The organism is Pseudorhodobacter sp. (genome assembly GCF_034675685.1).
Lineage (GTDB): Bacteria > Pseudomonadota > Alphaproteobacteria > Rhodobacterales > Rhodobacteraceae > Pseudorhodobacter.
Genome location: NZ_JAUCDA010000010.1, coordinates 20,625 through 42,728, shown reverse-complemented (window position 1 = coordinate 42,728; position 22,104 = coordinate 20,625). Strand labels below are relative to the sequence as shown.

The window sequence follows — 22,104 nt, the reverse complement described above, 5'->3', positions numbered from 1 at the left end:
TGTCCGGCGGCAGACGCGCCGCCGGATTTTTCATCATTTCAGGGAGGATATAATGAAAACCGGAAAGAAACTTGCGGCTCTTTGTACCCGCACGACGATGCTTTCAATTGCAGCCCTTTCTGCCTTCACCATCAGCGCACAAGCTGAAACGCCCGAAATCGAGGCAATGATTGCCGCCGCCAAAGCCGAGCCGCCACTGCAAATCTATGACAGTACCGGAAAAATCACCGAGATGGCCGATGCGTTCGCCGCGAAATACGGGCTGCAAGCTGTTGGCACCAAGGTAAAGGCCACAGCGCAAGTAGAAATGCTTTTGCGCGAGGCGCGCGCGGGGAATGTCCAAGGCGATGTTTCGATCATTTCCGATGCGCCATCGGTTGTGGGCGAAGTCCTGCCTGTGGGGGCCGCCATCAGCTATCTGCCACCCGATATGGCGGATAAAATCCCCAGCCAATACCAAAATCCACTTGTCGTGGTGACCACGGTCAACGTCTGGGCCTATAACGCCGAACAGAATGAAACCTGCCCCGTGACCAACATCTGGGAGTTGACCGAACCCAAATGGCGCGGGCATGTCGCGATGCAGGACCCGCTGGGCAAAACCATTTACACCGATTGGTTCAATCAAATGGAAAGCCAGGCCGATGCGGCCGTGGCCCAAGCCTATGCCGATTATTTCGGTAAGCCGCTTGAAACGGATCAAGCCAGCGCGACCAAAGCCTGGGTCAAGGCATTGGCCGAAAACGGCCCGCTGCTTGGGTCATCAGACAGCAGCGCTGCAGAAGCTGTCGGATCACCGGGCCAAACCGATGCGTTCATGGGGATGATGAGCTCTGCCAAGTTCCGCGACAATGCGGAAGGCGGCCTCAAACTTGGGCTTTGCAGCGACATGCAACCCTTTCTTGGCTTCGCAAATGCCGGCGTCGGTGTGATCGCGGCGGGAACAGACAGCCCGAACGCGGCCAAGCTGTTTATCCGCTATGTTCTGACCGGCGAAGGCATCGCCCCCCAAGCTGAAGACGGCAAGATGTCATCAAACATCGAGGTTGGCCTGCCCGATAGCGAACCTTCCGGCGTCGGCGCATTCCTGGAGCGCGTCTTGCCTTACCAAATATCCGAGGCAGCATCCGATTGGGATACGCGCCAAGATTGGCAGGACTTCTGGCGCCTGAGCTACAAAAAATGACTGGTACTTCGGAAGGTTCCACAATGGACCAAACCACAGTCGCATGCCCTGACCGGATTGAACTTGCCGCAAGGCTTGCAAAAATCGCACGGGATGGGGCGCTTTTGGTCGGCCCGGCCCTGCGCGCAGCCTTCCGCAGCGCAATGGAGGTCGACCACAAGGTCGATCTCCACGACCCCGTCACGATCCATGACCGCGCAACAGAGGCCGCCTTGCGCAGCTATCTGATGAAAGCCACGCCGGATGCCGTCATCATCGGCGAGGAAGACGGCGCCTCGGGCGAAACCGGCGCCAAAGGCCAAGTCAATTGGTTCGTCGATCCGATTGACGGCACCTCGAATTTCGCAGTCGGGCTGGCATTCTGGTGCGTTTCAATCGGTGCCGTGATCGACGGTGAAATCATTGCCGGTGCGGTTTACGACCCGATGAGCGATCAGATGTTCTGGGCCGATGCCCAAGGTGCGTGGTGCAATAATCAGCGCCTTGCCGCGAAAAGCGTTTCGGATGAGGCCCGCGCGGTGCTGATTACCGGCTATCCGGTCGCGCGAGATTTCCGTCTTGATGGGCGGGACATTGCGCTAGAGCGTTTCGGCCGCCTGGTCGAAGCCTTCGGCACGCTGCGCCGTCCGGGCAGTGCCGCGCTGACGCTTTGCCACGTTGCGGCAGGCTGGACAGATGCAGCGGCAGGTTTCGGCGTAAATGCATGGGATGTCACGGCTGCAATCTTGATCTTGCGGCGCGCGGGTGGGGTATATCACCCGTTGCGGCTTGGGCGTGTGCCGGATGATGCCCCCGATTACGCCTGCCCCGGATACCATGCCTATGGCGCGCAAGCGGCCTACCCTACACTCGAGGCGGTTTGTACCGAAATCGACACCCAACGCAGCCCCCCAAAGTAAACCCGAACCCATAACCACACACCTCAAACTTTGTCCCCGGTATCAGGATTGAAAGCCTTGCAATGCTGTGCAATAGCGCAGTGCACAGGCCCCATTGAAGGACGTAGCCTATGACGAACCAACCGCACCCGCTCAGCCCGGAAACGCTCAGCCGCCGTGCCGATTTTTGCAAAGAGATCGCCCTAAGCGCGGGCAAACTGGCCTTGGAAGGATTTGAACGCCAAAGCCGTCAAGGCGCGCACGTTGGCCGCAAAGGCCCGCAAGATTTCCTGACTGAAACCGATGGCACGGTAGAGGCGCATCTGCGCGCACGCCTGAAAGAAGCCTTTCCCGAGGATGACTTTCTGGGCGAAGAAAGTGGCGGTACGGTCACATCAGGCCATGTCTGGGTGGTCGATCCGATTGACGGGACCGCCAATTTTGCCCGTGGAATCCCGCATTTTTGCATCTCGATCGCGTTTGTTGTCGATGGGGTGATCGAGATCGGCGCCATCAACGCACCCGCAATGGATGATCTTTATTTCGCGCGGCGCGGCGCAGGTGCCACCCGCAACGGCTTGCCGATCAACACCGCCGGAACCGATAATTTTGACGCCGCTTGTATTGAACTGGGTTGGTCCAATCGCATGCCACAAAGCCAATACCTTGCTGTGCTCACTGGAATGCTGGATGCGGGCGCGAATGTACGGCGCGCAGCTTCTGGTGCGCTGGGGCTGGCCTATGTTGCGGACGGACGATCCGACGGCTATGTAGAATTGCACATGAATGCTTGGGATTGCCTCGCGGGCCTTCTTCTTGTGCAAGAAGCGGGCGGTGCCACCTGCGACTTTCTAGGAGCCGAAAACGCCCTTTCGGAAGGTGCCCCCGTTCTGGCCGCCACCCCGGCCTTCGCTGCTCAATTAGGCGCGATCTCCGGTATCCCCCTTGCAAATGCCGGTGCCTTGCGCACATGCGCCGTCTGAATACAGGAAACGATCAAATGTCCCCCGAATATGAACGCCCCCCGATCAGTTTGATTGAGAAAAATGTCACCCCTTATGGTGTATCGCTTTATATCGGGGGCCGTGATGGCGCATCCGATTTGGACCTTTTGCGCGCACACGGCATCACCACGGTCGTCAATTGCGCGGTCAACCTCGATTTCAACCTTGTGTCTGATGAAGGCCGTGACCTGACGGGGGCAGCCGAAGGCGCCGTGACCTTTGGCCAGGGCGCCTTGCGATACTACAAGATCGGCCTTGTTGACGGCCATGGCAACCCCGCAACGATGATGCTTGCCGGCTATTATATTTTGCGCAGCGCCTTGGTGCAGGAACTGCCCGACCGGCCAAGCTATCCGCACCGCGCCAAGGGGAATGTTCTTTTGAATTGTCGCGGCGGGCGGTCAAGATCAGTGTCGCTTGGCGCGTTGTTCTTGCACCGGGCGATGCCGGAAACCTACCCGACATTGGACGCGGCAATCCAACATGTTCAGCGCAAACGCGAACTGCGCCCCGATGAATGGTTCGAAGCACCCAAGCCCGTTTTGGTCGATGCCGCACGGCAGGCGTCAAAGTGGATTGATATGATCGGCCACGATGCGCCGCAGATGCGCGCAGCAAACCCTGTTGAGGGCACGAAGTGACTGTTGCCGCCGCATGGGAGGGGCGGATCGGGATTCTCGCGGACCCACATCTGCACGCTATTGAGACAGGGGCCGCCTTTGGGCGCCCCGGCCAACACATGCTTCGCAGCTTGAATGACACGCTACATTCGACACGCGTTTTCAACGAAAGTGAACCGGCCCTGCGCGCCGCATTGGACGAGATGGCGGCCAAAGGGATCACGCTGATACTGATCCTCGGGGATATGACGGATGACGGGCAAACCCCGAATTGGGAGGCTGCCGCCACAATCTTGCGCGACTATGAAGCGCGCGCCGGAATGCGGTTTTTCCTGACCCCCGGAAACCACGACCAATGGGTCAATGGCGATCTCGTACAGACAAAGGAATTCTCGGCCGAAGATGGATCGGTTTTTAGCGTCTCAAGCGCGCCTGACAATGGAAACGATGCGACAGCCGCAATGCAACGCCTGAGCTATGCGCAGATGTTCCCCCATGCGTCGGGCTTCGGGTTCGCGCCCCACCCCGATGATCTGCTGTGGGAAACGCCCTTTGGCACAGATCCTGCGGTAGAGTCCCGCATGGGCGCAATCGCCACCGATGACGCTGAAACAATCTTTGTGCCAGATCTTTCCTACCTTGCAGAGCCCGTCGCAGGGCTTTGGATCTTATCTATTGATGCCTCGGTCTACTGGCCCGATCCGGCATCAAACAAGGGCGATTGGCGCGATGGCAGTTCAGAAGGCTGGGCCGCCGTTTTGCAACGCAAAAGCTGGTTACTTGATTGGATGGCCACAGTTAGCGCACGGGCAGAGCGGCTAGGAAAGCGCTTGGTCACCTTCTCGCATTATCCGGTGCTTGATGTTCTGAATGGTGCAAGTGGCCAGATGGATGCCGGCGGCAAACGCCGGATGATGCCGAACGATGGAATTGCCGCGCGCATCGCGTCAACGGGGATAGGCCTGCATTTCAGCGGCCACTGGCACCTGAATCGCAGCGCCACCCGCCTTGCCACGCCCGACGCACCCGCCCTGACAAACATCGCGGCCCCGTCCACGGTCGGCTATCCGGCGGGCTGGAAAGAGCTTGATTTGCAAGGCAATACCGCCGAGATCACCACGCATCTTCTGATGAACGCAGCGGGTCGCGATCACATCAATGACGCCTATCGTATGGCGGGGGCCAAGTTGCCAGAAGCCGAGGACTATCAAAGCTTTCTGCGGTGGCACCTCACAAGGCTTGTCTTCTTGCGCCATCTGCCGCGCGATTGGGAAGACGGTTTTGCCGAACTGCTCGCCACATCAACGCTTGCTGATTTGATCGAGGAAGAAGATTTTACGCAAAGCGCCGCCGAAATTTCAGGCCTCACCGCGATCAGCGATCTCTACCTATTGGAACGCGCCGGAACTTTGGCACAGGTCCCGAAAGAGCGGCTGGCCCTGTATCAAGGCTTGCCGCCGTCCAATGCCGCTGGCCCCGCAGCGCGTCTTCTTTCAACGCTGCACAAACACGCAAATAGCGCACCGGACAATCACCTCAGGATTGATCTTGTGACGGGGGCGCTCACCGCGGTTTAACGCGGACGCACCGAGCGCCGCCAAATCAACTGCGTCTCAAACGTCACGCCCTCGCCCGCCGCTTCCTCATTATCTAGAAGCCGTGAGATATATTCTGCGATTTGATTTATGGGCTGGCGGAATGTCGTCAGCCCATAGGAATCCCAGCCCCCCTGCTCAATGTCATCAAAGCCGATAACACAGCAGTCGCGCGGGATATTCAGATCAAACTCCAACCGTGCGGAATCCATGAACCCCAGCGCAAGAAGGTCCGTTACGCAAAAGGCAGCATCTGCGGCATTCGATCGGGCCAAGACCTGCCGCGCGGCCTTCTGCCCAGTTTCATAGGATGTCGGCCCTGTGGCGACCACTTCAACCTCGACGCCTGCCTGTGTGGCCGCTTCGACATAGGCCAACTCGCGCGCGACAAGGCTGGGGGTACGGTTTGTGCTGGCCACGACGACATGCCGTTTCGCGCCCGCACGTTGATGCAGCAAAAAAGCTTCTTGCGCGGCGGCGGCATTGTTCACCGTGATCCGGTCCGCGCCATCGGGCGTTTCGCTGCGGTTGATCAAAATGACATGCTGCCCGTTCAACAGACATGTATCGACAAGGCTGGAGGAAGGCGTGCCCGTCAAAACAATGGTGGCATCCGCACGGTAATTAAGGCTTTGCTTCAGGGCCTGTGCTGCACTTTCATTGTCGCCACTGGTGTTGATCACCAGCGCCACCCGATTTTGCAGCTGTAAAGCCCGCGTCATTGCATCCATAAGGCTCGCCTGAAACGGGCTTGCGACTTCGGACACAACAAGGGACACGATGTTGCTACGGTCCCGTATCAGACCACGCGCCAGATGGTTAACATGATAGCCCAACTCTTCAGCCGCCTTGAGCACCTTTAGCCGCGTCTCTTCCGACACGCTCGCCCCATCCGTAAATGTCCGCGAAACGGCAGAACGGGAAACGTCCGCACGCTCCGCAACCTTTTGCGCACTTACAAAACCACTACCACGCTGAGAGGATGAATTTGTCACATTATACCCTGTAGCCAAGAAATCCTAAAAGACAATGCCTTACCGTTCGGGCAAAACATCGCATGATGCAAGCCGTTAAAGGGGGCGGAGACGCCCATAGCTGGCGCAAAGCCTATACCCTTGGCTAACTTCTTTACTATCGTTGCACAGCATTGCAAGAAATTCTCATAAAGATCGCATAATGCGGTGACGCCCACAATAAGGATGGTCGATTTGCGCGGCGCGGGGGCACGCCTTATCTGGGGGCTTGGGCCTATCAAAAGCGGTGGGCGCTCTGGGTTTGGCGCGGCACGCCACCGATGGATTTCCACCGGAACGGCAGCACGACTTTGGGCGGCACTTTCTGGTTTTCTGGTTATGCTTGGCCTGCAATCCAGCACAGTGACGGCAAGAATCACTGCATCTTTTGCGGGGCGTGGGCTGCTGGATGGCACGCGGGCGCAGGCGGTCATTCATCATCAGGTGAGCTGTTGTCGCCTAATCACTTCGTCAAGAAGCCAGCCTCTACCCCCTTCCGCCCAGCGGAAATCGCTTTTTTTCAGGGTCGGAAAAGATCCGGCCTTCAAACCGACCGGACAGGATGTTTTTATCGCATATGGCCCGCCCACATGTTGCCAAGCCGTCCACCAGCCCCCCTACGTTCTCACAGGCGGGTGAGCTTTTTTACGGCGTCTTACCATTGCCCGCCGGTCGCTGCATTTTGAATACCCGATTATCTGTCTGGGTTTCCATGCATCACAGCTTCACCCAGCCTTCCGGCGGCTTTCCCTTACCGGGATGTAATGTGCCGCAGCCGGGGCAGGTGCGTGCTTCGGTGCTGTTGTGAAATTTTTCATAGATTTTCGGCAATGCCGTCACGATGCCTTCGGGACCGCCCAGCGCAACCTCTTCGCGGTGCACAAGGGCCTCACAGTTAAAGCAGTACCATTCAAAACCTTCCATCATGCCCGGCTGGCGCGGCGCTTCGACGACAATGCCGATCGAGCCTTCTTGCGGGCGCTGGGGGGCGTGACGGGTATGGGGTGGCATCAAAAACACCTCGCCTTCGCGTATCGGCACATCATAGATTTTGCCGCCATCCGCAATCTTAAGAACCATGTCGCCCTTTTGTTGGAAGAACCATTCTTCCACAGGATCATCATGGAAATCGACGCGGGTATTTGGACCGCCGACGACCATGACGATCATATCGCCTTCCTTGTGCAGCAGTTGGTTTCCAACCGGTGGGCGCAGCTTGTCGGCGTTCTCCTCGACCCAGCGTTTGAAATTGAAGGGCTTGAGTGTCGGGTGGTTTGACATGGGTTTTCCTCCTGCTTGTATGGCGTTAAGGGCGGCGGGCTTGGTCGTTGAGTAAAAGGATAAGCCTACTTGCACAAAAGAAATAACGGTTTCCGGTAAACTTGGTATTATTATTATTTATACCAAAAACTTACCACACCAACAGCGCGGTACCCGTGAAAGCAACACAGGCCGGCAACCATATGCGCCCCGCCCGCAAGCCCGGACCGCCAATCAGGATGGCCCCCAAAAGCGCTGTGAAAAACACTTCCAGAGAGCCAAGCGTGGCCACAACAACTACCGAGGCTGATTTGAGGGCAAAAAACTGAAGAAGCTGCCCGGCACTAAGGGCCAATGCCGTTAGCCAATGCCAAGGCCCGCGATCCAATAGCAATTTGCGTAGGCGTAGCCTCGGGTTTGCACCAATGATGTTTAGGCCCAATAGCCAGATCAGGCCTGCCATCGCGCCCATGAATGTCCCGAAGGCCGCGTCGGGAAGGTGATCCAGGCCATGACTGCGCAGCACATAGGATACTGCATAGGATGCCGCTGATCCTATTCCCAACAACCAACCAAGGCGGATTGTCTGACCGGAATTTGGGACCGGTTTGCCGATGTAGATCATAACCGCCGCGATCACTAGGCCCGCGCCCAAAATCGTCTGCCCTTCGGGGATTTCTGACAGAAATATCACCCCGATGGGAAGCGCAAAGACCGGCGTCAGGCGGCGCAGCAAACTGGCGGCGACGGGGCCGATTTGCTCGGTTGCGCGGTACATGGTCGTGCGCCCCAGCACCATTGAAAACAGCCCTGCGGCGATGAAAACCGCCACGGGTTCAACCGCGGCCGATGTTGCCAGCACCGCGACAGTGACCTGCCCCCAACCCAACCACAAAAGGCCCGACACAGCCGCCGTCAACACAACAGACAAGAACACGCCATTGTCGCCACGCGCGCTGGCCTTGCCCTTTACGATCGACACACCTGCCAGCCCGTAAGCAAGGGCGGCCAGCAGCGCAAAGCCTTCACCGCCCATAAATCAGAGCTTCAGCCCGCAGCCTTCAAACGCCTTTGATGTCGCGGCCTTTTCCGCCTCGGTCAATTCCAGCATCGGGTGGCGCACGCGCCCGCCAACCTGCCCCAGCAATTCCTGCCAATACTTGCCATGCGCCGTGGGCTTGCCGCCGGGTTTGCTGGTCTTGATCGCATCGCGCACCGGATCAAGGCTGTTGCGCACATGCCGCGCCTGATCGAACTTACCCGCAAAGGCCAGTTCTGTGTATTCATGCATCCGCAGATCGTTTTTCGTTTGCAACTGGTACGGCGGCGATGAACACAGATATAACTGCCAGCCAAGCTCTTCGATATTGTCGAGCCATTCATCTTCGGACGAGGTTGAGACCAGAATCTTATCGCCGATCATCTTTGTCAGCCGTGCATACATTTCCCGTGGCACCGAATATTTGATGGCCATGATATTGGGCAGCTCGGAAATCCGCGCACAGGTTTCCGGCTCCATCAGATAGCCGCTGTCAGGATGGCTCCACATTGCGATACCGATATCAAGACGGTCACACAGGTGCTTGTAATAATTATACAAAACCTCCTCGCGATCATGGCAAAAGCTAAGCATTGGCGCATGCACGACCACATAATCCGCCCCGCAACTTTCGGCATGGCGGCCAAGCTCCAGCACGGTATTCACATTCTGGTCCGAGATCGACATGATGGTTCCCGCCTTATCGCCACATTCCTGTGCCGCGACGGTCATGTTGCGCTTGCGTTCATCCAGCGACATCGACCAGAACTCGCCCTGTTTTCCGGCAATGAACAGGCCCTGAATCCCCAGATCATCAATCCAGTGCCGAATGTTGCGGCGCAGACCAGCTTCATTCAGGGCCAGATTATCGTCAAACGGGTTCAGTGCAGCGGCCCAGATGCCGCGCATGGTTTCGCGGGCATAGGCTTTGGCGTCATATTTTGAATATTTCACAATGGGGCTCCGGCGGGTCATGGCGGTTGCTTTGCAAACACTAAAGCGCGGCGTTCGCGCAATTACCAATCTAAACGGGCTTAACTGGCTATTCGAAAATTCGATAGCAGAGGGCTTGGGGTTTCAGGTATAAAGTTGCAAGGACAGGAGTCGCGGATGAAGATTGGGATTATCGGTGAAGGTGCCATTGGGCGCTTTGTGGCGGAAAAACTCCGCGCAGGTGGCAGCGGCCTGCACGTCTCGTTGGTGCGGGCAGCCCGGTTGAGTGCCCCGAATGAGGGCGGAGTGGCCCGCGTGGCCAGTGTGGCTGACCTGCCGGGCGACATCGACCTGATGGTTGATTGTGCTGGCCATGCGGCACTGATTGAACATGGGGCCGCCATTCTGGAACGCGGCATTGACCTGATAACGGTTTCTTTAGGCGCGCTTGCCGATGAAAGGCTGGAGCAAAGCCTGACACGCGCGGCGCAAGCTGGCGGGGCGCAACTGCATCTGGCAAGCGGGGCCATCGGCGCTTTGGATTGCTTGCAGGCGGCGCGGGTTGGCGGATTGAACGCAGTAACCTACACGGGCCGCAAGCCCCCTGAAGGCTGGCTGGGCTCACCCGCCCAAGCGCGCGTTGATCTGGCGGGGCTGAAATCTGCGGCAACCCATTTTGAGGGCAGCGCCCGACAGGCCGCAACCGATTATCCGAAAAACGCAAATGTCGCTGCCGCCGTGGCCATCGCCGGGCTTGGGTTTGACCGCACCAAGGTCACGCTGATCGCAGACCCCGATGTGACCGCCAATATCCACGAGATCCACGCGTCAGGCGCTTTTGGCAGCTTCAGCTTCAGGATCGAAGGCAAGGCCCTTCCAGACAATCCGCGCAGCTCTGCCCTTGCCGCGATGAGCATCATTTCCGCGATTGAGCGCCGCCGCGCTGCAATCACAACTTAAGGCGGGATCGCATGGTTTCCAATCACACGCGCATTGTCGACCGTGCCCTGACACGCCTGAAACTGCGCCAACTGCGGTTGCTTGTGGCTGTTAGCCAGCACGGTAACATCCAGCATGCCGCGCGCGATCTGGGCATCTCGCAACCCGCCGCAACCAAGATGATCCAGGACCTTGAGCTTGATTTCGAGGTTCAGCTGTTTGAACGGACCAACCGCGGTGTCGTGCCTACGGTCTTTGGCGAGGCGCTTATCCGCCATGGCAAGCTGATCTTTGCGCAGGTATCCAACGCCGCACAGGAGTTGGATGATCTGAATGAAGGCAACAGTGGCCGTATCGTTGTGGGTACTTTGCTGGCCGCGTCGCCCACCCTTTTGCCCCGTGCAATCAAGCGGCTGTTTCAGGATCGTCCCAAAGTCGCGATCAAGATCATTGAAGGCACGAACGAGGCGCTGATCCCCGCCCTCCGGTCGGGTGAGATTGACATGATCGTCGGGCGGTTGCCCAGTCACAGGCACCGTTCCAACATCCAGCAGGAAAAATTCTTTGACGAGCGCGTGATGGTTGTCACCGGCAACGCGCACCCGCTGGCCAAAGTTGCCAATGTGACGTTTGAACAGTTGATGCCATTCGGATGGATATTGCCGCCGGTTGAAACGACGCTCCGGCGGCAAACCGATCAGTATTTTGTAAAGCAAGGGCAATATCTGCCGGCAACGGTGATTGAATCCGTGTCCTATCTGACCAATCGAGCACTTTTGCGGTCCCATGATTTTATCGGCTTGCTGCCCACCCATGTCGCGGCCCTTGATGTCGAGGCAGGTCTTTTGACCCGGATTGATTGGGATGTTCCCTTTGGCGGGCGGCCCGTGGGTGTTTCGCATCGGGGTGAAAGCAGCCTGTCGCCGGCGGGAAGCGCCTTTCTGGCGGCGCTGCGCGATGTGGCGAATGGCAGATAGGCGGCACTGGTATCACCGATACCGATAGCAGTATTTGCCCAATTCGGTTGAGCCGATGGCTGCATCCATGTGAACCTTCTAGACAAACCTGTGACTTTGAGAGGGCAAGATGAGCACCTATCCGGATTTGAAGCTGTATATCGGCGGTGAGTGGCGCAAAACGCCTGACGATATGCCCGTCATCAATCCGGCAACCGAGGCCGAGATCGCGCGGCTGCCAAGGGCGCGGATTTCCGATCTTGATGATGCCCTTGCAGCGGCCCAAGACGGGTTCCGGATCTGGCGGCGTACCGCCCCGCGTGATCGTGCTGACATCATGCTGAAAGCCGCAAGGATATTGCGCGACCGCCAGGAAGAGATCGCGCAGTCGATTACCGCCGAGCATGGCAAGCCGCTGTCACAAGCGCGGCTGGAAGTGATCCGGGGGTGCGAATTCATCGAATGGGACGCGGGCGAGGCAACGCGGACCTACGGCCGCGTCATCCCGTCCGGTCCGGGTGTGCGCTATATCGTGCATCACGAACCTGTCGGCGTTGTCCTGGGCCTGTCGCCGTGGAATTTCCCGATGAGCCAGCCTTGCCGCAAGATTGCCGGTGCCTTGGCGACCGGCTGTTCCATTATCCTCAAAGCTGCCGAAGAAACCCCGGCGGGGGCCTTGCACATCATACAGGCGTTTCATGATGCGGGCTTGCCTGCGGGTGTGCTGAATCTGGTTTTTGGCGACCCTGCCCAGATTTCAGACCATCTTATCCGGCAAGACCCCGTGCGGCTGGTCGCCTTTACCGGCTCGACCGCCGTGGGGCGGCATCTGACGACGCTGGCGTCCGAAAACATGACCCGCGTTTTGATGGAGCTGGGCGGACACGCCCCCGTGATTGTCTGCGAAGACACGGATGTGGAAAAAGCGGCTGTGACCAGTGCCATTCGAAAATACCGCAATGCAGGGCAGGTTTGCACATCGCCGACCCGCTTTTTCGTGCATGAAAGCATTTTTGATCGCTTTCTTGAAACCTTCGTCAAACGCGCGGCGGCCACGGTTGTCGGCAACGGCATGGAGGCAGGGGTAGAGATGGGCCCCTTGGCAAACGAACGCCGCGTGCCTGCGCTTGCGGCTTTGGTTGCGGATGCAAGGGCCAAGGGGGCGAACATCCTGACCGGCGGCGGACGGATTGGAAACAAAGGCTACTTCTTTGAGCCAACGGTGCTTGCCAACGTTCCGGACCATGCAAATGTAATGCAGGAAGAACCCTTTGGGCCGCTGGCGGTCATCAACCCGGTTGCGTCGCTGGATGACGCCATAGCGCGGGCCAATGCGGTGCCCTTCGGGCTTGCCGCCTACGGGTTTTCCAATCGAGCCGATTATATCGACCGGATGACGGACGAGGTGGAGGCAGGCAATATCTCCTTCAACACGCTGGAAGCCTCGCTGCCCGAAACCCCGTTTGGTGGGGTCAAATCCAGCGGCTATGGCCGTGAAGGCGGCACCGAAGGGTTGGATAACTATATGAACGTGAAAAACGTGTCCCATAGCATGAAGATTATTTAAGCCAGCACTACGGGTGAACCGCCCCGGCTTTACCGGAGGGTGATTTGTTCAACAACTAGGCGACCATATCGAGTGTGTTCAAGTTTGCATAGAAGGCCTCCTCTGCCTCTGCGGGTGGGATGTTTCCGATGGGCTCAAGCAGGCGGCGGTTGTTGAACCAGTCGACCTGTTGGCCGGTAGGCGATGCTTGCATCCGTTGCCCGGCAGATGATTGCGTTTGCAATCATCGAGAGGGGCCGTAAGGCCATTTGAGGGTTTCCAACGCGACTTCATCCATAGTTCTCCATGAACTGCGCCGGCGGATCACCTCGACTTTATAAAGGTCGTTGATTGTCTCGGCCAAAGCCCTCGCCAGTGGTCTTGAACCAATGGCGTCCACTGGCTCGATCATAGGCATCGCCGACGCTGCCCACAGATGGTTCAATGCCCGCTTTTCCCAAACGTTCAGTATATCGGATCGAGACGCCTTGGCTTCCCCTATCACTGTGATGAATCAGCCCGCCCTGATGAGCCGGACGGCGGGCAGTTTCATAACGCCGTAGTAGCCCGTAGGGAGTCGATCTGCTTCGGCGCTGCCTTCGGGTGGCCAAAGCAGCACCGTGATGCCACAGCGACACTCTGAGCGCGCCTGTGAGTCGCTTGCCACGCCAGAGCCCGCCGCTTGCTTTGGTGCTTGCATCAATTGACCAGATTTCGATGGGCTTTGAGTATGTCTGGATCAGATCTCTCCGTCCGTCAGGAATGGTGCGGCCTTCATACTGTTCGGAATCTCTGCGCCTAGTCTGGACAGGATGGTCGGAGCAAGGGCGAGTTGGTCCAGCAGCGTGGCTGAGTGCGGACCTTTGGCCGAGCCAAAATAATAAAGCGCGAAATCCTGTTGGTCCTCGCCAACGCCGCCGTGGTGGCCGCGCATGGACTGCCCATGGTCGGCGGTTACAATGACTTCATATCCCGCCTTGCGCCAGCGGTCTATCCAAGGCGCCAGCTGATAGTCCATCTGGTAGCAGGCATTGTCCATCTCGTGACAATCGTGGCCGAAACGGTGCCCCATAGAATCCAGTGTGCAGGTGTGCAACATGCCGTAGTCGAGGCCAAAGCGTTCGGTCAGCATGGTTAGGGTGGCGAAGAGGTCATTATCGGCAGGCGTTGCCTGGTTGATCAAGTTGTAACCATACATCGAATGAAACCGCCCGTGGTTTATGCTATCGCTCTCCGGTTCGTCATATTCCAAGTCCCGCACCGGATCGAATGGGGCACGGTTGAAGAACTCGGACCAAAAGGAATGGGCGACGGCGCCAGTCGTACCGCCGCTCTTGCGTGTCTGACTGAAAATATCAGGCTGACTGAGACGCTTGACTGCTTCATTCCCCCAAGTTCCATGCACTTGTGGCGGGGTGCCGGTGTGAATTGTCGCATAGCAGGATGCAGATGTAGACGGCAGCACGCTGCGCATACGCCACACCTGCGCACTGCCTTGCGCGACCCACCCTTCGAGATTGCCGAAAAGGCGACGCCAATTGCGGTAAGGCACCCCATCCAAGATAATGAGTAGCATCTTTTCAGCCATTTCTTCGGTCCTTTCGAAAGTTAATTCTGCAGTCAGCGAAGGCAAACCATGATAGATTGTCCACCACCAACTGCCTGTCACCCCGAGCAAACCAATAGACATCCTTCTACGATAAATCCACGTTGATTTGGTGTTTGCGTTGACCGACCAGATTTTGATGGTTGCCAAATGTAGCTGACTCTAACCTCTCGTGTGTGCGGAATGATCGCGTTACGGTTGCGCTGCCTTTCCCGATCTGCCGGGGACCAAGCGTGGCGTGAATATGCATGCGGATCGCTTGGGCTGGCGCTGCAACCCGGCGCTTGCGCGGCGGCGGTCGGGGCGGGGCGGCGGTTGGGAATATAGCTGGCAACTGTTCCCCAGCCGCGCGCAACGCAAGTTGTTGCAGGCTGTGCTGGCCCCGCGTGCGTTGGTGCGCCCCGAGCGTGGTGAGGTTTGGGATTGGTATGAAGGGCTGCCGCAAGCGGTGAAGGGCAAGGCCTGGAACATGAAAGGCTTCATCTGATGCAGATCGAGGCCGTCATCACCCGCCCGAAAGCCCGCGCCGCCGATCTGCGCAGCGCGGAAGGGGCCGCCCTGACCCAGCAAAATGAGCTGCGTCTCGCAGAGTTGGTCTATGGGCGAGATTCGGTTCAGGTTGCCGATCTTCAGGCCGATGCGGCGCGTGCAGTGCGTGCCGAAATGGTTGCGCAACTCGACATCGCTGAGTCACAGAAAGATGCGCTTATGGCGGCATGGGATGCCACGGCGCAAAGCGAGGCGGCAACCCATGCCTGGGCGGGTGCGATGGCGTCGGTGGCTGCCGAGATTGGCGGAATTTTGTCGGCCCTGTCGCAAATCGGCGGCGGCATGATTTCCAACGCGGCCAAGGCAGTTGAGATTGCCGCCCTTAAATCGGGCAAATCCGTTGGCGATGCGCGTTTGGCCGCGACACGGTCACAGATCGACGCCGAATATAAGGCGCGCGACATGGGGGCGCAAAGCTGGTTTGATAAATCGGTCAATTGGGCGGATCGTGAAGTCAAGCTGCGCGGGCTTACGCTGGACGAAGAGCTTGGGGTCGAACGCGCTGCCACTGCAAAGAGAGAGGCAGAGCGAGACCGCGCAGGCAAGGGCCGCACCTCGGGCGCAGGCCGTAAGAGTGGCACCTCGGAACTGGAAAAGCAGCAAAAGGCGCTGGATGATCTGATCGCCAGCCAAGAGCGCGAGCTGGAGCTGCTGCGCGAGAGCGATCCGATCCGCAAGGAACTGCTGCGCCACCGCGAGGCGCTGGCCGGGGCGACAGATGCGGAACGGGCCAAGGTTGAGGAATTGATCAGCACGCGCATGCGCGAAACCGAACAAATGGAAAGCCTGCAATGGGTCAGCAAACAAGCGGGCAACGCGTTGATTGATGCCTTGATGGGCGGCGCAGATGCAGGCGAACAACTGATCAAGACGCTTCAGCGCGCGATCCTGGAGGCCGCATTGCTGGGAGAGGGGCCGTTGAGCGGATTACTTGGCGGCGGTGGTCTTTTTGGCGGTGGCGGCAAGGGATTTTTAGGGAGCATCGCCGGTTTGTTCGGGGGCGCAGGCGGTGCCCCTGCCACGGCCTCTTTCACGGGCATTTATGCGACCGGCGGCATGGTGCATGGTCCGGGATCTGGGACATCCGATGATATCACCGCCAAATTGTCGAATGGCGAATATGTGGTGAATGCCAGGTCGACCGCACGGTATCGTCATTTGCTTGAGGCGATGAATTCCGGCTCTCCCATTCCCGGCTACGCAGCCGGGGGTGCGGTCGGCGGTTCACGGGCAAGCCTGCACGCCCCCGCCGCGATGTCAGCCCCGCCGTTGTCTTTCGTGATCAACGACTATTCGGGCCAGAAGGTTGAGGCCACACAAGGCAGCGATGGCCGGGGGCAGCCGCAGGTCACAATGACGATCGGGCAGCAGGCGGCGGCTGCGGTGTCGCAGCGCGGCAACGCGTGGCGATAAGGTGGTGCTGAACCATTATATGCTCGACTCGGTGCAATGTTCGGCGCGGGTCAGGGATGTGATTGGCCAGATGATCGAGCTGGATCAGGAGGTCGATCTGGTTGCGGGGCAATCCTATGTGTTACGGTTTCGGGTTTTTGCTGCGGAAAGCGAAATTCCTGACACTATCGGCAGCTCTGTCGTCAGGCCCGTCGCCCCCACGTCCGACACGGGATCAGGGCCGTTGCTGACGTTGACCGGGGCCGGGCCGATGCCGCTGCCGGGCGATGTGGTGCTCTTCGGTCGGGCCTCGGCCGAAAGCCTGCCGCTGATCGTGCGCGGCGTTGAGCGGGCAGCGGAAAATGACGAGATCCTGCATCTGATTGACGAAGCGGCACAGATCGAAGACCTGCTTGCGGCGGAGGCGATCCCGGCATGGTCGGGGCGTGCGGGCGCAGAACTGTCAGAGAGCGCGGCGGCACCGGGCGTGCCACGGTTCACTTTGATCAGCAGTGGTCTTAACGGCACCGGCGATGCGAACCGCATTGATTACCAGCTGGCGGCGCAAACCAGCGGTATCGCAACCGCAAGCTATGCCGTGGCCCACAAGCTGTCTGGCGCGACCGAATGGACCACGATCCTTATTCCAGCGGCCAATGGCGGCGGCGCGATCATGGACTATGCCAGTGGTGACCAGGTGGTGATCCGGGCGCGGGCGGTATCAGCGGCAGCAATCGCCAGCGCGTGGACCAATAACATTGCAATCACGGTCGGCACCGGTGATGCAGGCATTCCTGTGGCCTTGGATGCCGATGCGATCAGTGTCACGACGTTGCTGGGCGGAGCGCTGATCCAACTGGCGACAGGGGCCGATGCGTCCACCACGAAGGTGCAGATCTACCGCTCGACCTCTGCCAGCCTTAACCGCGAAACCGATGCTGTTGGTGAACCCTACGCGGTGGGCCAGATGCAGAGCTATAGCTTTGCCCTGGGCGATACCACCAGATCGAACCTCGCGGTTGACAGCGGCTTTGACAATCCGGCGGCATGGACCCTCGATCCGGGCTGGGCGGTCGCAGCAAGCAAAGCCACCCACACGCCGGGCACGGCGGATGATATCGGGCAAGCGCTGATCGCGCAGGCCGGCAAATTCTACCGGATCGGCTTTAGTGCCGCCGATAGGACCGCAGGCAGCCTGACGCCGTATCTTCTTGGCGGATCGGACCGGCCCGGCGCTGCCGTAACCACCAGCGGGCATCACAGCCAGCGGCTTCAGGCTGTCAGTGGAAATGTGAGTGTCGCGGTTCGCGCCAGCTCTGCCTATGACGGCACGCTCGACGCACTGATCGTCTATCTGGAAACCGAAGGCTGCTTAAGCCAGGGCACCCATTACGTTTGGCTGGAGCCGATGAACGATGACCTCGTGCCCGGACCAGCCTCCGGCCCCTTCACCCTCTCAATTATTTAAGGAAAAAGCCATGTCAGGTGTGCGCACTATAAATCTGGATGACGCTGCAATTGTCGATGAGCTGTTGGGCAACCGCGACGGGGCCACTGTTCGGATCGCATTGAACCGGCTGGTGACGTTGATGACCACCCTGATGGGCCCGAATTATGCAACCCGTGCCGAGCTTCTTGCCGATCTCGTCTGGCCTGATCGCGCACAGGGCCAGATCTGGGGCGATGGATTTGCGGGCTATAACGGCGTTTATCGCAAAGAGGGGGCTGCGGGGACTGGCACCTGGAGTCGGGTCGGCGACCTGCCGTCCGGGGCATTTGATGGCGCAGCCCTCGCGCATGCGCTGGACCTCATCCAGCAGGATCTGGCTGTGGCCTCTGCCCTTCAGGTTCAGACGGGATTGGACCGTGGCGCTGCTGCGCTGTTTGCGGGCAACGCCACGGCCGCCGCCGCCGCTGCGCTTCTTTCCTCCGTTTCCGCCGCTGACCTTGTCAACCTGACTTGGACGCCCCGAACCCTTCTGAAGGACGGAGATGCGGGGATCTACCTGATGCCGCTCGACCCTTTGGCTGGAAACCTGTGGCAAGATGTTGCCCGGACCGTGCCCGTTACAACTGCGGGTCAGCGCGTGAAATCCGCCAGAGTGGCCACGAAGGACGGGTTTCTCTATGCGGAACAGGCCACAGACAGTGACCGCCCATACCTGGGGCGGCTGCCGGCTGGCGGTCTGCGCAACAGGATGCTCAACAGCGCATGTACAGGGGGTGTGCCGGGAACGCCGGGAACCATCCCGACAAGCTGGGGGGCTTCTGGTTCGATCACGATACCTACCCTATGTCTATGTTCTGAGTACCGCCGAGGGGACATTGCTGGAAATTTGCGGGCTGACCGAAAGCCAGCCCGTCTCAGTCAACCCCGCTGTCCGGGTTCGTGGTCCACGCTCACATGTCACGCGGTTTGCGGCTAAAAACGTGCAGCGCCTGACTTTGTTGGAGTTTGCATCGACGGCGATCAATTCAGCACTGACCAAAATGGACGCGGTTGTTCCGGCAACCAATAGCCCGACGCGGGTCGTCTATCTCGCTGGGGCCGTCGGGGTGACGATCAGCGGTGCAGCCATTGATGATCCGTCAAATATGGCGCTGGCAGTTGAGGCATCGGGAGCTGCCAATCGCGTACTCGTGACGGGCAACCGTTTCACCAGAACATCAGGCGCGGTGCTATCGCTGGGCGCGTCAACCACAGGCTGCGCAGTGGTCAATAACATGCTGAACGGCGGCACGATAACTGACGCCGGATCGGGCAATACCGTGGCCCCGAACTATTGATACCTGAGGGTCTATCAATTGAGGGGCGACTGAGAACCGCGTAATCAGCCGCCCCCCTCCATCCCTGACGATACCGCTATAGTTTTTTTGTCCAGAAGCTGGTGTGAAAACATCTGCTGGCCGAAAACCGGGCTTTGGAGAGGCTGGCAATGCCCGCAGTCTCCCAAGCAAATGGCCTCAACAGGAGGCCGGAGGGTGCGCTAAGAGGTGGTCGCGGGAATTCGGACCAGTTGTTAAGATGGATTTCTTAATGAGCGAGATGATCCAGAATGACGAAGAGAAAGAACCACGCGCCCGAGTTTAAGGCCAAGGTTGCGCTTGATGCGATCCGCGAAGAGATGACGCTTTCTGAGCTGTCGAAGAAGTATGGGGTGCATGCGACCCAGATCAGCACATGGAAGCGTGCAGCGATTGATAACATGGCCGCGACGTTTGGACGACGGGGCCCTGATCCTGACACGCCGAGCCCGGCTGATATAGCAAAGCTGCACTCGAAGATTGGGCAGCTTGTTGTGGAGCGGGATTTTTTGGCAGATGCCTCGGTTCAACTGCTCGGGACGCGAGGCAAAAGATGGTGAGCAAGGATCATAAGTTGAGCGTGCGGCGTCAGTGCGCGTTGCTGACGCTGGTGCGGTCGAACCTTTTCTATGAGCCAAAGGGCGAGAGCGCAGAGAACCTGAGGTTCATGGCGATCATAGACAAGCAATTTCTGCAGACCCCGTGGTATGGATCGCGTCAAATGGCCCGTTATATGCAGCGCGAGGACCATGCTTGTGGCCGTCATCGGGTGCGGCGTTTGATGCGCCTGATGCGGCTGGCCCCGATTTATCAGGAGCCCAACACCAGCAAGAAGCACCCGCAGCACAAGATTTGGCCCTATCTGCTGAGAAACGTGGCGATCGACCGGCCGAACCAAGTTTGGTGCGCAGACATCACCTATATACCGATGCAGCGGGGCTTTCTGTACCTGGTGGCAATCATGGACTGGTATAGCCGCAAGGTTTTGGCGTGGCGGCTGTCCAACACCATGGACGCGGAGTTCTGCGTGGAAGCCTTGAAGGATGCCTTGGCCAAATACGGCACGCCAGAGATATTCAACACGGACCAAGGCAGCCAATTCACAGGCAGCAGTTGGGTTGAGGTTCTGGTGGATGCAAAGATCAAGATCAGCATGGACGGCAAAGGGCGCTGGATCGACAACCGTATGATTGAGCGGCTTTGGCGGTCCCTGAAATATGAATGCGTTTATCTGCATGCCTTCGAGAGGGGATCCGAGGCCAAGGCGGGTATTGGAAAATGGTTGGCCTATTACAACGCGGAACGCCCCCACTCCACCCACGGTATCTTGACCCCCAACGAGGCCTATGCCACCCAAACAGAACCAATGAGATTAGCGGCCTGAAATGAAACCCTGATCCATCTTAACAAGGCTGTAAACTGGTCGAAAAACTAGGACCACCTTAGACCACTTGTCTTCTGCTGCCCCATTTACAAGCCCCTTCTCAATTCATAACCCCGATGGTTGGCGATATTGGTTAATGCACTTCGCCAAATCTCCTCGGGCAAGACAGGTCTACAACGACGTGCTTCATGCAAATGCTAACTCCCAAGCCCACTTCGGAAGAGCAGGTCTGGATATGTTTAGCTTCGATCCGGCAAGAGAAGGAAAACTCTATCTTTTCGGTGAAAGTGACCGAATCTTAGCGAGAGAGCAGTTGCTAGATGACGTTCCTAGAACGATTTCGGGTTTTGGCGACGCCGTGACGGTGGGTGAATTCTACCAACAAGTCTACAGCCGTACCCCTTCGCATTCTGATGACCTTCGGAGTGCAATTTTCGAAAGTCCAGATGTTGAAATCCTGACTGAAACGGGCGGCACTCGACGCAAAGCGGGCACCATCAAAGAGGATGACATCCTTCGGATATCGCGGCAGCGTTCATTCTTCTCCACGAAGTGGGGTAGCTGAAGGCGGTTGTGTCCGTTCAAGCGTTCTAGCAAAAAACCGTTCTGCTGCAACATTGCGTGTCAATCACTGCAAAATTGCGTGGCGAGCCACATCGAGCCACACACAGCGAGCCACAGTTGTCCACAGAAGAATTTACAGATTTCCCTTTACAGGGTTTCGTTCCTCAAACACTATATCTAGTAAGGGGTTTGTTGGGGGGACGCTGGTTCTTGCCAAACACTCAGCTTCTTGTAGTCGGTCCATCAATTGTGGGCAGGCCAGCAGGTAGTATAAAAACGAGGCGGAGCATGTCACTTTCAGAAGACTATCTTGCAGAGGATGTCCATCCGATCGACATCGTTGAAACACTGGCCGAACACCACGCTTGGGAGTTTGACCGGGTTACCGATGATCAGATTGCAATGGCCGTTGAGGGGCAGTGGCGTACCTACTCTTTGACGCTGGCATGGTCGGCGCAGGATGAAACGCTTCGGCTGATCTGCACGTTTGAAATGGAGCCGCCTGAGGGCCGAATATCGGCGCTGTATGATGTGCTGAATCGGTGCAATGATATGGTTTGGACCGGCGCGTTCACCTGGTGGGGCGACCAGAAGCTGATGGTCTGGCGCTATGGGCTTTGTCTTGCTGGTGGACAGATTGCGGGGCCAGAGCAAATTGACCGATTGATTTCCAGTGCCGTGATGGCAGCCGAGCGGTTTTACCCTGCGTTTCAACTGGTTACCTGGGCGGATCATACGCCAGAGGCCGCGATGAAAGTAGCGATTGCCGAGGCCTACGGACGAGCATGAACGCGGGAATACTCGCACCCAGGCCGGGCAAGTGCGGATCTTTATC

At 58.3% G+C, this 22,104-nt stretch carries 21 protein-coding genes and 2 pseudogenes; 17 read left to right on the top strand and 6 right to left on the bottom strand.

What is annotated here, in order from left to right; genetic code table 11:
• The first annotated feature begins 52 nt into the window (after positions 1–52).
• The 5 genes from VDP61_RS09045 (at position 53) to VDP61_RS09025 (ending at position 5,265) form a co-directional block, all read left to right on the top strand.
• Positions 53–1,186: an ABC transporter substrate-binding protein gene (locus tag VDP61_RS09045; protein ID WP_323006592.1), complete on the top strand. Its 1,134-nt coding sequence runs from the start codon at positions 53–55 to the stop codon at positions 1,184–1,186.
• A 23-nt stretch (positions 1,187–1,209) separates the two neighbouring features.
• Entirely contained in the window at positions 1,210–2,085 is an 876-nt protein-coding gene (locus VDP61_RS09040; RefSeq protein WP_323006591.1) for an inositol monophosphatase family protein, read from the top strand.
• A 110-nt stretch (positions 2,086–2,195) separates the two neighbouring features.
• Positions 2,196–3,047 (top strand): inositol monophosphatase, encoded by an 852-nt coding sequence (locus VDP61_RS09035; protein ID WP_323006590.1) that lies wholly within the window; start codon positions 2,196–2,198, stop codon positions 3,045–3,047.
• A 17-nt stretch (positions 3,048–3,064) separates the two neighbouring features.
• Positions 3,065–3,709, top strand: coding sequence for a dual specificity protein phosphatase (locus VDP61_RS09030; protein ID WP_323006589.1), 645 nt, complete (start codon positions 3,065–3,067; stop codon positions 3,707–3,709).
• Positions 3,706–5,265 (top strand): metallophosphoesterase, encoded by a 1,560-nt coding sequence (locus VDP61_RS09025; RefSeq protein WP_323006588.1) that lies wholly within the window; start codon positions 3,706–3,708, stop codon positions 5,263–5,265. Before VDP61_RS09030 ends, VDP61_RS09025 begins: the two co-directional genes overlap by 4 nt.
• On the opposite strand, the gene VDP61_RS09020 is transcribed toward VDP61_RS09025, so the two are convergent.
• A complete protein-coding gene (locus VDP61_RS09020; RefSeq protein WP_323006587.1) occupies positions 5,262–6,278 on the bottom strand; it encodes a LacI family DNA-binding transcriptional regulator in 1,017 nt (338 codons plus the stop codon). The genes VDP61_RS09025 and VDP61_RS09020 overlap by 4 nt on opposite strands.
• 204 nt (positions 6,279–6,482) lie before the next feature.
• Here VDP61_RS09020 and VDP61_RS17860 point away from each other — a divergent pair, with 204 nt between their 5' ends.
• Positions 6,483–6,935, top strand: a complete 453-nt coding sequence (locus tag VDP61_RS17860) for a hypothetical protein (RefSeq protein WP_416236518.1) — start codon at positions 6,483–6,485, stop codon at positions 6,933–6,935.
• Between the two features lie 78 nt (positions 6,936–7,013).
• On the opposite strand, the gene VDP61_RS09015 is transcribed toward VDP61_RS17860, so the two are convergent.
• The 3 genes from VDP61_RS09015 to VDP61_RS09005 all read right to left on the bottom strand — a co-directional run bounded on the left by VDP61_RS09015 (position 7,014) and on the right by VDP61_RS09005 (position 9,549).
• Positions 7,014–7,577, bottom strand: a complete 564-nt coding sequence (locus VDP61_RS09015) for a 3-hydroxyanthranilate 3,4-dioxygenase (RefSeq protein ID WP_323006664.1) — start codon at positions 7,575–7,577, stop codon at positions 7,014–7,016.
• Between the two features lie 130 nt (positions 7,578–7,707).
• The gene (locus VDP61_RS09010) at positions 7,708–8,592 is read right to left on the bottom strand and encodes a DMT family transporter (protein ID WP_323006586.1); all 885 of its coding nucleotides are present in this window, start codon (positions 8,590–8,592) and stop codon (positions 7,708–7,710) included.
• Positions 8,593–8,595: 3 nt separating this feature from the next.
• Positions 8,596–9,549, bottom strand: coding sequence for a dihydrodipicolinate synthase family protein (locus VDP61_RS09005; RefSeq protein ID WP_323006585.1), 954 nt, complete (start codon positions 9,547–9,549; stop codon positions 8,596–8,598).
• A 156-nt stretch (positions 9,550–9,705) separates the two neighbouring features.
• Here VDP61_RS09005 and VDP61_RS09000 point away from each other — a divergent pair, with 156 nt between their 5' ends.
• From VDP61_RS09000 to VDP61_RS08990, 3 genes are all read left to right on the top strand, one after another.
• Positions 9,706–10,488: an aspartate dehydrogenase gene (locus tag VDP61_RS09000; protein ID WP_323006584.1), complete on the top strand. Its 783-nt coding sequence runs from the start codon at positions 9,706–9,708 to the stop codon at positions 10,486–10,488.
• A gap of 11 nt (positions 10,489–10,499) precedes the next feature.
• Positions 10,500–11,444, top strand: a complete 945-nt coding sequence (locus VDP61_RS08995) for a LysR substrate-binding domain-containing protein (RefSeq protein WP_323006583.1) — start codon at positions 10,500–10,502, stop codon at positions 11,442–11,444.
• Between the two features lie 109 nt (positions 11,445–11,553).
• Complete coding sequence (locus tag VDP61_RS08990; RefSeq protein ID WP_323006582.1) at positions 11,554–12,990, top strand: NAD-dependent succinate-semialdehyde dehydrogenase; 1,437 nt, start codon at positions 11,554–11,556, stop codon at positions 12,988–12,990.
• A 55-nt stretch (positions 12,991–13,045) separates the two neighbouring features.
• On the opposite strand, the pseudogene VDP61_RS08985 reads toward VDP61_RS08990, so the two are convergent.
• Both VDP61_RS08985 and VDP61_RS08980 read right to left on the bottom strand, forming a co-directional pair.
• Positions 13,046–13,514 (bottom strand): annotated as a pseudogene (locus tag VDP61_RS08985) (hypothetical protein); the annotation flags it as partial.
• Between the two features lie 194 nt (positions 13,515–13,708).
• Entirely contained in the window at positions 13,709–14,557 is an 849-nt protein-coding gene (locus VDP61_RS08980) for an alkaline phosphatase family protein (RefSeq protein WP_323006663.1), read from the bottom strand.
• A 229-nt stretch (positions 14,558–14,786) separates the two neighbouring features.
• On the opposite strand from VDP61_RS08980, the pseudogene VDP61_RS08975 reads away from it, so the two are divergent.
• From VDP61_RS08975 to VDP61_RS08940, 8 genes and pseudogenes are all read left to right on the top strand, one after another.
• Positions 14,787–15,062 (top strand): annotated as a pseudogene (locus VDP61_RS08975) (DNA-binding protein); the annotation flags it as partial.
• A complete protein-coding gene (locus VDP61_RS08970; RefSeq protein ID WP_323006580.1) occupies positions 15,062–16,537 on the top strand; it encodes a hypothetical protein in 1,476 nt (491 codons plus the stop codon). The pseudogene VDP61_RS08975 and the gene VDP61_RS08970, both read left to right, overlap by 1 nt.
• A 4-nt stretch (positions 16,538–16,541) precedes the next feature.
• Positions 16,542–17,984 carry a hypothetical protein gene (locus tag VDP61_RS08965; RefSeq protein ID WP_323006579.1) on the top strand — a complete coding sequence of 481 codons (1,443 nt, stop codon included), beginning with the start codon at positions 16,542–16,544 and terminating at the stop codon, positions 17,982–17,984.
• Positions 17,985–17,994: 10 nt separating this feature from the next.
• Positions 17,995–18,942 (top strand): hypothetical protein, encoded by a 948-nt coding sequence (locus VDP61_RS08960; protein ID WP_323006578.1) that lies wholly within the window; start codon positions 17,995–17,997, stop codon positions 18,940–18,942.
• Between the two features lie 4 nt (positions 18,943–18,946).
• A complete protein-coding gene (locus VDP61_RS08955) occupies positions 18,947–19,303 on the top strand; it encodes a hypothetical protein (RefSeq protein ID WP_323006577.1) in 357 nt (118 codons plus the stop codon).
• Positions 19,304–19,572: 269 nt separating this feature from the next.
• Positions 19,573–20,705 (top strand): IS3 family transposase gene (locus VDP61_RS08950; protein ID WP_323006576.1). Its coding sequence is split into 2 segments (ribosomal slippage): positions 19,573–19,840 and positions 19,840–20,705, totalling 1,134 coding nucleotides; the frame shifts between segments, so codons are not numbered across the junction.
• Positions 20,706–20,940: 235 nt separating this feature from the next.
• Positions 20,941–21,270: a hypothetical protein gene (locus tag VDP61_RS08945; RefSeq protein ID WP_323006575.1), complete on the top strand. Its 330-nt coding sequence runs from the start codon at positions 20,941–20,943 to the stop codon at positions 21,268–21,270.
• A gap of 287 nt (positions 21,271–21,557) precedes the next feature.
• Positions 21,558–22,058, top strand: coding sequence for a YbjN domain-containing protein (locus VDP61_RS08940; protein WP_323006574.1), 501 nt, complete (start codon positions 21,558–21,560; stop codon positions 22,056–22,058).
• The last annotated feature ends 46 nt before the right edge of the window (positions 22,059–22,104 follow it).

Coding starts and splice junctions, on each gene's coding strand:
- VDP61_RS08945 (WP_323006575.1), top strand. CDS start 20,941: ATGTTTAGCTTCGATCCGGCAAGAGAAGGAAAACTCTATCTTTTCGGT.
- VDP61_RS09000 (WP_323006584.1), top strand. CDS start 9,706: ATGAAGATTGGGATTATCGGTGAAGGTGCCATTGGGCGCTTTGTGGCG.
- VDP61_RS17860 (WP_416236518.1), top strand. CDS start 6,483: ATGGTCGATTTGCGCGGCGCGGGGGCACGCCTTATCTGGGGGCTTGGG.
- VDP61_RS08980 (WP_323006663.1), bottom strand. CDS start 14,557: ATGGCTGAAAAGATGCTACTCATTATCTTGGATGGGGTGCCTTACCGC.
- VDP61_RS08990 (WP_323006582.1), top strand. CDS start 11,554: ATGAGCACCTATCCGGATTTGAAGCTGTATATCGGCGGTGAGTGGCGC.
- VDP61_RS09015 (WP_323006664.1), bottom strand. CDS start 7,577: ATGTCAAACCACCCGACACTCAAGCCCTTCAATTTCAAACGCTGGGTC.
- VDP61_RS08970 (WP_323006580.1), top strand. CDS start 15,062: ATGCAGATCGAGGCCGTCATCACCCGCCCGAAAGCCCGCGCCGCCGAT.
- VDP61_RS08960 (WP_323006578.1), top strand. CDS start 17,995: ATGTCAGGTGTGCGCACTATAAATCTGGATGACGCTGCAATTGTCGAT.
- VDP61_RS08995 (WP_323006583.1), top strand. CDS start 10,500: ATGGTTTCCAATCACACGCGCATTGTCGACCGTGCCCTGACACGCCTG.
- VDP61_RS09045 (WP_323006592.1), top strand. CDS start 53: ATGAAAACCGGAAAGAAACTTGCGGCTCTTTGTACCCGCACGACGATG.
- VDP61_RS09040 (WP_323006591.1), top strand. CDS start 1,210: ATGGACCAAACCACAGTCGCATGCCCTGACCGGATTGAACTTGCCGCA.
- VDP61_RS08940 (WP_323006574.1), top strand. CDS start 21,558: ATGTCACTTTCAGAAGACTATCTTGCAGAGGATGTCCATCCGATCGAC.
- VDP61_RS09035 (WP_323006590.1), top strand. CDS start 2,196: ATGACGAACCAACCGCACCCGCTCAGCCCGGAAACGCTCAGCCGCCGT.
- VDP61_RS09030 (WP_323006589.1), top strand. CDS start 3,065: ATGTCCCCCGAATATGAACGCCCCCCGATCAGTTTGATTGAGAAAAAT.
- VDP61_RS09010 (WP_323006586.1), bottom strand. CDS start 8,592: ATGGGCGGTGAAGGCTTTGCGCTGCTGGCCGCCCTTGCTTACGGGCTG.